The 6,253-nt window shown below is 45.2% G+C and carries 6 protein-coding genes; 4 read left to right on the forward strand and 2 right to left on the reverse strand.

Going from position 1 to position 6,253, the window contains the following annotated elements; all coding sequences use genetic code 11:
* The first annotated feature begins 24 nt into the window (after positions 1-24).
* The gene (rnc, locus tag IQ270_RS26910) at positions 25-735 is read left to right on the forward strand and encodes a ribonuclease III (RefSeq protein WP_193976219.1); all 711 of its coding nucleotides are present in this window, start codon (positions 25-27) and stop codon (positions 733-735) included.
* 220 nt (positions 736-955) lie between these two features.
* Positions 956-2,038, forward strand: coding sequence for a Gfo/Idh/MocA family protein (locus tag IQ270_RS26915; protein ID WP_193976220.1), 1,083 nt, complete (start codon positions 956-958; stop codon positions 2,036-2,038).
* Between the two features lie 93 nt (positions 2,039-2,131).
* Here the strand turns inward: IQ270_RS26915 and IQ270_RS26920 are convergent, their stop codons facing one another.
* On the reverse strand, positions 2,132-4,189 hold the full coding sequence (locus tag IQ270_RS26920; protein WP_193976221.1) for a sensor histidine kinase: 2,058 nt from the start codon (positions 4,187-4,189) through the stop codon (positions 2,132-2,134).
* A 231-nt stretch (positions 4,190-4,420) separates the two neighbouring features.
* The gene (locus IQ270_RS26925) at positions 4,421-4,705 is read right to left on the reverse strand and encodes a hypothetical protein (protein ID WP_193976222.1); all 285 of its coding nucleotides are present in this window, start codon (positions 4,703-4,705) and stop codon (positions 4,421-4,423) included.
* 164 nt (positions 4,706-4,869) lie between these two features.
* On the opposite strand from IQ270_RS26925, the gene IQ270_RS26930 reads away from it, so the two are divergent.
* Both IQ270_RS26930 and IQ270_RS26935 read left to right on the forward strand, forming a co-directional pair.
* Positions 4,870-5,529 carry a bifunctional 2-polyprenyl-6-hydroxyphenol methylase/3-demethylubiquinol 3-O-methyltransferase UbiG gene (locus IQ270_RS26930; RefSeq protein ID WP_193976223.1) on the forward strand — a complete coding sequence of 220 codons (660 nt, stop codon included), beginning with the start codon at positions 4,870-4,872 and terminating at the stop codon, positions 5,527-5,529.
* A 262-nt stretch (positions 5,530-5,791) separates the two neighbouring features.
* Positions 5,792-5,932 (forward strand): cryptochrome/photolyase family protein, encoded by a 141-nt coding sequence (locus tag IQ270_RS26935; RefSeq protein WP_339384367.1) that lies wholly within the window; start codon positions 5,792-5,794, stop codon positions 5,930-5,932.
* Positions 5,933-6,253: the final 321 nt, after the last annotated feature.

The raw sequence follows: 6,253 nt of genomic DNA on the forward strand, positions 1-6,253 counted from the left end.
CCCATTCCCCATTCCCCATTCCCTATGAATCTGATTTATCCGGGTCGCCAAAAGCAACTTGAAACATTAATTCAAAAATTGGGACTGTCGAAGGATGCTGCGATCGAATGGCATCTCGTCGATTTAGCTTTGACTCATGCGAGTGCGTCAGCTAAGGCAAATTACGAACAGCTAGAGTTTGTCGGCGATGCTGTGGTGCGGCTGGCGGCGTCGGAATTGTTGTTTGAGATTTATCCTGACTTTACGGTGGGGGAATTTGCGGCTATTCGATCGATCTTGGTGAGCGATCGGATTCTTGCTAAAATCGCTGCAAGTTACGGATTCGATCGCTATTTAATTGTTTCCAGCAGCGCCGCAGCCGACAAAACAGGCGCCGAACCCCGACTCGCCGATGCTTTGGAAGCCGTACTCGCAGCGCTTTATTTGAGCGCTCACACGTTAGAATTAATTCGCCCTTGGCTCGATCCTCACTTTCAACGGCTAGCGGCAGAGATTCGCAGCGATCCGGCCCGCCAAAACTACAAAGCTGCTCTCCAAGAGTTGACTCAAGGCAAATATAAAACTTTGCCCAAGTATAGCGTGCAAGAAACTGGGACAGTCCAGGGCGGCGAGGATCGTTTTACTGCAGAAGTTAGCATTCTGGGAGAGTTGGTAGCAGAGGGAAAAGGTCGATCGATCAAAGCTGCCGAACAAGCAGCGGCTCAGGCAGCTTTCAATAAATTAGTCATTAGTTAGTAGTTAGTAGTTAGAAGTTGGTAGTTACTTGTTATTAGTTAGTTGCTATACCAAATCAGGGTTGTGGATACCTTTTATGAACCAGTCGGAGGCAGACTTTGTTTGTATAGACGCGGTTTCAACCGCCGAATCATCAAGGGGTATGTTACTATTAAATAAACCCCAATAAACTACAAATCATGCTATAATTGCTATGCGATTTTTGAAGAAAGTAAAATCAATGAAAATCGGAATAGCTGTATTGGGTGCGGGTCGCTGGGGAGTTAACCTAATTCGCAACTTTCTCGAACATCCCAACAGCGAAGTTTTAGCGGTGGTAGACCCGAATCGAGATTCATTGATGGCTGTCCAAAAACAGTTTAATCTCAATGACTCGGTGATTCTAACTACCGATTGGTCGCAAGTGCAAGCATTGCCGGGACTGGATGCTGTGGCGATCGCCACTCCAGCATCTACACACTACACCCTCGCAGCAGCAGCCCTGCAAAAAGGCTACCACGTCTTAGTAGAAAAACCCCTCGCCCTCAAGCTCAGTCAAGCAATAGAACTCTGCCAATTAGCCGAAAAACAGCAGCGGCAACTCTTCGTTGACCACACTTATCTGTTTCATCCAGCAGTCGATCGCGCCCTCCGAATTATTCAACAGCATCAACTCGGAAAATTGCGCTACGGTTACGCCCAGCGTACCCATTTTGAACCGGTGCGGCACGACGTTGACGCCCTCTGGGACTTGGCCGTTCACGATATTGCTATTTTCAATACTTGGTTGGAACAAACCCCTATTCAAGTCAGCGCAACCGGTACTGTATTTCCGAAGCCAGAAGCAACAAGTCAGAAGTCAGAAAGAACAAATCAACCAGCAGAAAAACTAGCAGATTTAGTTTGGGTAAAGCTTACCTATCCCGACGGATTTCAAGCACTTATTCACCTCTGCTGGCTAAATCCTGACAAACAGCGACGCTTAACAGTTGTTGGCAGTTTGGCAACCTTGATTTTTGACGAAATGTCGCCAGAAACTCCGCTGATTTTGCAGCAGGGCAGTTCAATTCCCAAGGGCGAAGAGCACAATTTTTGCGAAAGTGCGATCGCGCCGCAGCCAACTGCTAGCATCACAAGTCGCGAAATATTAAGTTTAGAACAAGTAGAACCGCTGCGGCGAGTGTGCGATCGCTTCCTAAACTGCGTCCAAACAAATACGCCGTGCCCGACATCTTCCGGTGCGGCATCTGTCGAATTAATCCGCATTCTCAGCGCTTTGAGCAAATCCCTCGAACTCGGCGGACAGCCCCTGAGCCCATTTTAGATTTCAGATTTTAGATTTCAGATTTTAGATTTTAGATAAAAAAATCAGATCATTTCCCCTGGAACCAGCAAGGATAATTGACCGAACATAATATCATTCATAACTTTTGCGATTTCCATTTTCCGTTACCAAATCCTGGTTGTGAAAATAAAAACTTGACTGCTGATTGAGAGGCAAAGAAATCATCACCGAAGTACCTTGATTTACACCCGCGCTTTGCAGGGTAATGCTTCCGATCATAGATTCCATGATCCTTCGGGAGATAGCCAAACCCAAACCGTTACCCCCAAACCTGCGAGTTGTGGAACCATCAGCCATCACAAAAGGTTGAAACAATTTTTGCTGCTGTTCGGGATCGATACCAATGCCGGTATCTTGAATTGTCACCACTACCAAATCGTTTTGATCGCTACTATTACCGATCGCACTTTCCGGTGCGCTGCCGTTCAAACTAGCAGAATTATGACTCGATTCGACGCGCACAGATATACTAATGCTGCCCGACTCGGTAAACTTAACGGCATTGCTCAACACGTTTAAAAACACCTGTTTTAGCTTTTCCGGGTCGGCATTAACAACAATCGGATCGTGAGGTTCTGGCAACCTTAACTTCAAACCTTTTTCCTCTATTTGAGGTGTTTGCAAATCAATTGCATCTTCAAGTACCTGGGTAATATCAACCACTTCTAGTATCAGGGAAAACGTACCTGCTTCTATTTTAGCAATGTCCAAAATATCATTAATAATATTCAGCAATTGCATAGACGAGTCGTGGGCACGCTGCAAAAATTCCATCTCTTCATCTCGGTCATCGCAGAAGCCGTCTCGCACAATTTGAATAAAACCAATAATCCCGTTGAGCGGCGTTCTCAATTCGTGAGAAATATTCCCCAGAAATTCATTTTTTAACTGATTTGCAACTTGCGCTTCCTTAGTTGCGACTGCCGATTCTATGGCCGATTTTCTCAGGCTTTCCACCATGCTATTGAGTGCTTCTGATAGTTGATTGAATTCCCGAATTTGGAAATTTTGGGGCACTGCCTGCGGCGATTCTGTATCCACTGTCAGCGCGTAGTCTCTGAGTTTTTCCAACGGACGCGCCAAGTCGCGAGACAAATATAAAGTCGCGACGATGCTCGCAGCAACTAAACCGAGAATTAAATTAAATAAAACTTGCTGAATTTCTTCCAAACCTGACAGAGCGTAATCCAAACGAGAGACAGCTAAAATAATCCACTTGCTGTTCTCTTTTTTAGTTAAAGGACTGGGGATAGCAGCGTATCCTGCTAGCAACTCTACGCCATTTCTTTCAAAAGAAAATAGGTGGAGAAAAGCTTGTCCGCCGGCCATCGCCCTTCTAACAATACTTTTTAGCCGATCGGCATCTGCCTCCGCGTCGATATTGCGGCCCACGCGGTTGATATTCGGGTGCGCCAAAATCGTCCCATCTTGGTCGATCGCCACCGTATAACCAGCTAGAGACCCCTTGGGAGCGCTCGTTTGTACAGGCAGAGCCGACTGCAAACTCAAAGCATAACTCAACTTTCGGGTGTTGCCCCGACCAATGTAAACAGGAGCGCTCAACACCAAACTCACTTGGCTGTCGTGGCCTTCTTTAGCAGCATCTGGAAAATCCTCATCACCCAAAGCCACCTTCTTAGCGTTCGGTTTCCCCTCTCCTTGATTCGGCCACAACAAACTCATATAAACGCTCTTATCTTCCTGCAGCGTTTGCTGCTGCTGCACTGGCGACCAAAAATTGGCAGGTAGCGACTGAATCGGCTGCTGCCCGCAAGTGCTCGCTATCACTTGATTTGTCTGTAAATTAGTCAATTGCAAGCAATCAACCTGCGCTGGTAACCGCTGCCCTAACTGCGCGATAAACTTTTGATAATCCTTCGGCTCTACAGACTGCAACATCGAGTTTTCCGCAGCGCCGATTAGATTCGACTTCAGCGATTTCGCCCACTGTTCAATAGTTTCGGCTTTTCTGACTGCACTTTCTGTCAAGTTTTGGCGAGCAGTTTCCAGAAGTGTCGAGCGTGCCTTGCGATAGGTAACATACTCCCCCACCAGCAAAACAGGCACGCTGAGCAACAAAATCCGCGACAGTAAAATACGGCGAAAGGAGGATTGACCTAACTTAACCATAGGACATTTCTAAATTAAGGTGCGACACTCAACAGCGACCACAGTCCAATAAGCCAGACCGAAATTGCCAATCTGTCTCGGGTTATCTGCTGACGGGACAACACAGCTTCAGAACAACATTTAAACACAATTATAGAAGCCACTGTATTAATCTCGATTTTAAGCGTGTTGAGTTAAAGATGCTCAGCAATTTATTTGGCAAATGCCTGTGATTTCAGTCACACTTTCCTACTAAATTTTCCGATCGACTTGCACCCGATCGCCCCGGGCAAAATTTTTCACGCCCCAAAAAGCGCGATCGTTGACAGACTGTAGTTGGTTAAAGCTAAAATCGCAGGGATCTGCTCGCTCGGTCGAAATTAAGAGGCAAAAAGTTGTGTTTCCGGCTAGTGTGTGGAAATAATTCTTGCTCGATCGCACTTTTTGTTTCCCAATGCCTTCGGGAGAGTGGCGATCGGATCGGGGATCGGATGAGTAATTCCAGATTCTCCATTCTGTGAAATATTTTTTTTTCACATCCGATTAATTTGGTTACCGCAATTCACCTGTCAAACAAAAAGAATCAGACGATCTGGTTGCCGATAGACTCTCACAGCCCGTAAGTGACAAACATTAGCCCAAACAGTACACCCACGCTCCGCAATTTTGCGGTCTCGGCAATAATCTCCATAACTTAACCGATGAAAACAAACTCTAGTAACTATACGTATTATTACACAAACAACCGTCCCAGATATCATCACGCTTATTTGATATCTCCCCTTCTAGAAATGCTAGCAACACTTCAGGAGACCTGCCAGACAAAACTCCGAGTTTTGGATCTCGGCTGCGGCAACGGCAGCCTCAGTCACGTGATAGCAGAACAAGGCTACGAAGTTGTCGGCATTGACAATTCTGCACCGGGAATTGCCATTTCCCGTCAAAGTTTCCCCGAATGTCAATTTATCCAAGCCGATATTTACGAACTCCCCGATACCGATCTGCTGCAATCATTTGATGTTGTGTTAGCCGTTGAAGTAATCGAACACTTACTTTATCCAAAAGAACTGGCAAAAAATGCAAAAAGATGCCTCAAGCCTGGAGGCGTTTTAATCCTTTCCACACCGTATCACGGCTATTTAAAAAACCTGACTTTAGCTGTTTCTGGCAAGCTTGATAAACATTTTACCGTACTTTGGGATAACGGCCACATTAAATTTTTTTCAGTACAAACGCTGACCAAGTTATTAAAATCTGAAGGATACACAGACATTAAATTTAAATTTGCCGGTCGGTTCCCCTATCTTTGGAAATCAATGTTATGCTCTAGTAAAGTATCGGGAGAACCTGAAAAAATATGAGTTGTAATTTGTGATTGGCAGCATCTGTGCGCTAGCTTTTGTAGTGGGAGCTTTTAAGCTGTTCCCAGGGGCTGGCGGAAGCGATCGAGCGATAGGAGAGGAGTTGGCACTCACATAAAAAATGCTTCTTACAAAACAGGAGATGCTCCCTGGTGATTTTTGAGCGATCGGGAAATTAAGTTTCCCGAACAGACAAACAGCCCTCATAAAAAGTCAAACATAAGTTTCAAGGTAAGAACGTAAAATAACTGTTGGCGTAGGGATATTAGGCGATCGGCTTTGGCAGAACCAAGCTGCTGTTGTAAGGACGGGCGATCGATATTCCCTACGCATAATTTTAATTGAATCTTGCCCGCACGTTCAACATCGGTCTTACCACAGACAAAAATTAGTATTAATGTAATTGCCGGGGTCTAGAAAATATCAGTTGCGGGTCAATTAGATTGTCGGTATTTCTTGAAGATGGTCGATGTATCCGCACCCTAAAAATAATGTTGCATGAAAGCATGAGAATTGGTATAACTCAAGTCGAAAGCAGCGGTTGCGCGCACAACATCCAGCAGTTGATGATTTTGAGCAATTTTAATCCTCCAATCTCAAATCGAATCACTCCCCTTTGCAATTCTTATTTTTTCTGTGACTTTTCCCTAAACATTCCACAGCGTTTCCACAGGCAAGTCTGGGGTTTTCCACAGATTTTAAATAGTTTTCCACAGATTTTAAC

The sequence above is a fragment of the Microcoleus sp. LEGE 07076 genome, assembly GCF_015207455.1.
Taxonomy (GTDB): Bacteria; Cyanobacteriota; Cyanobacteriia; order Cyanobacteriales; family Microcoleaceae; genus Microcoleus.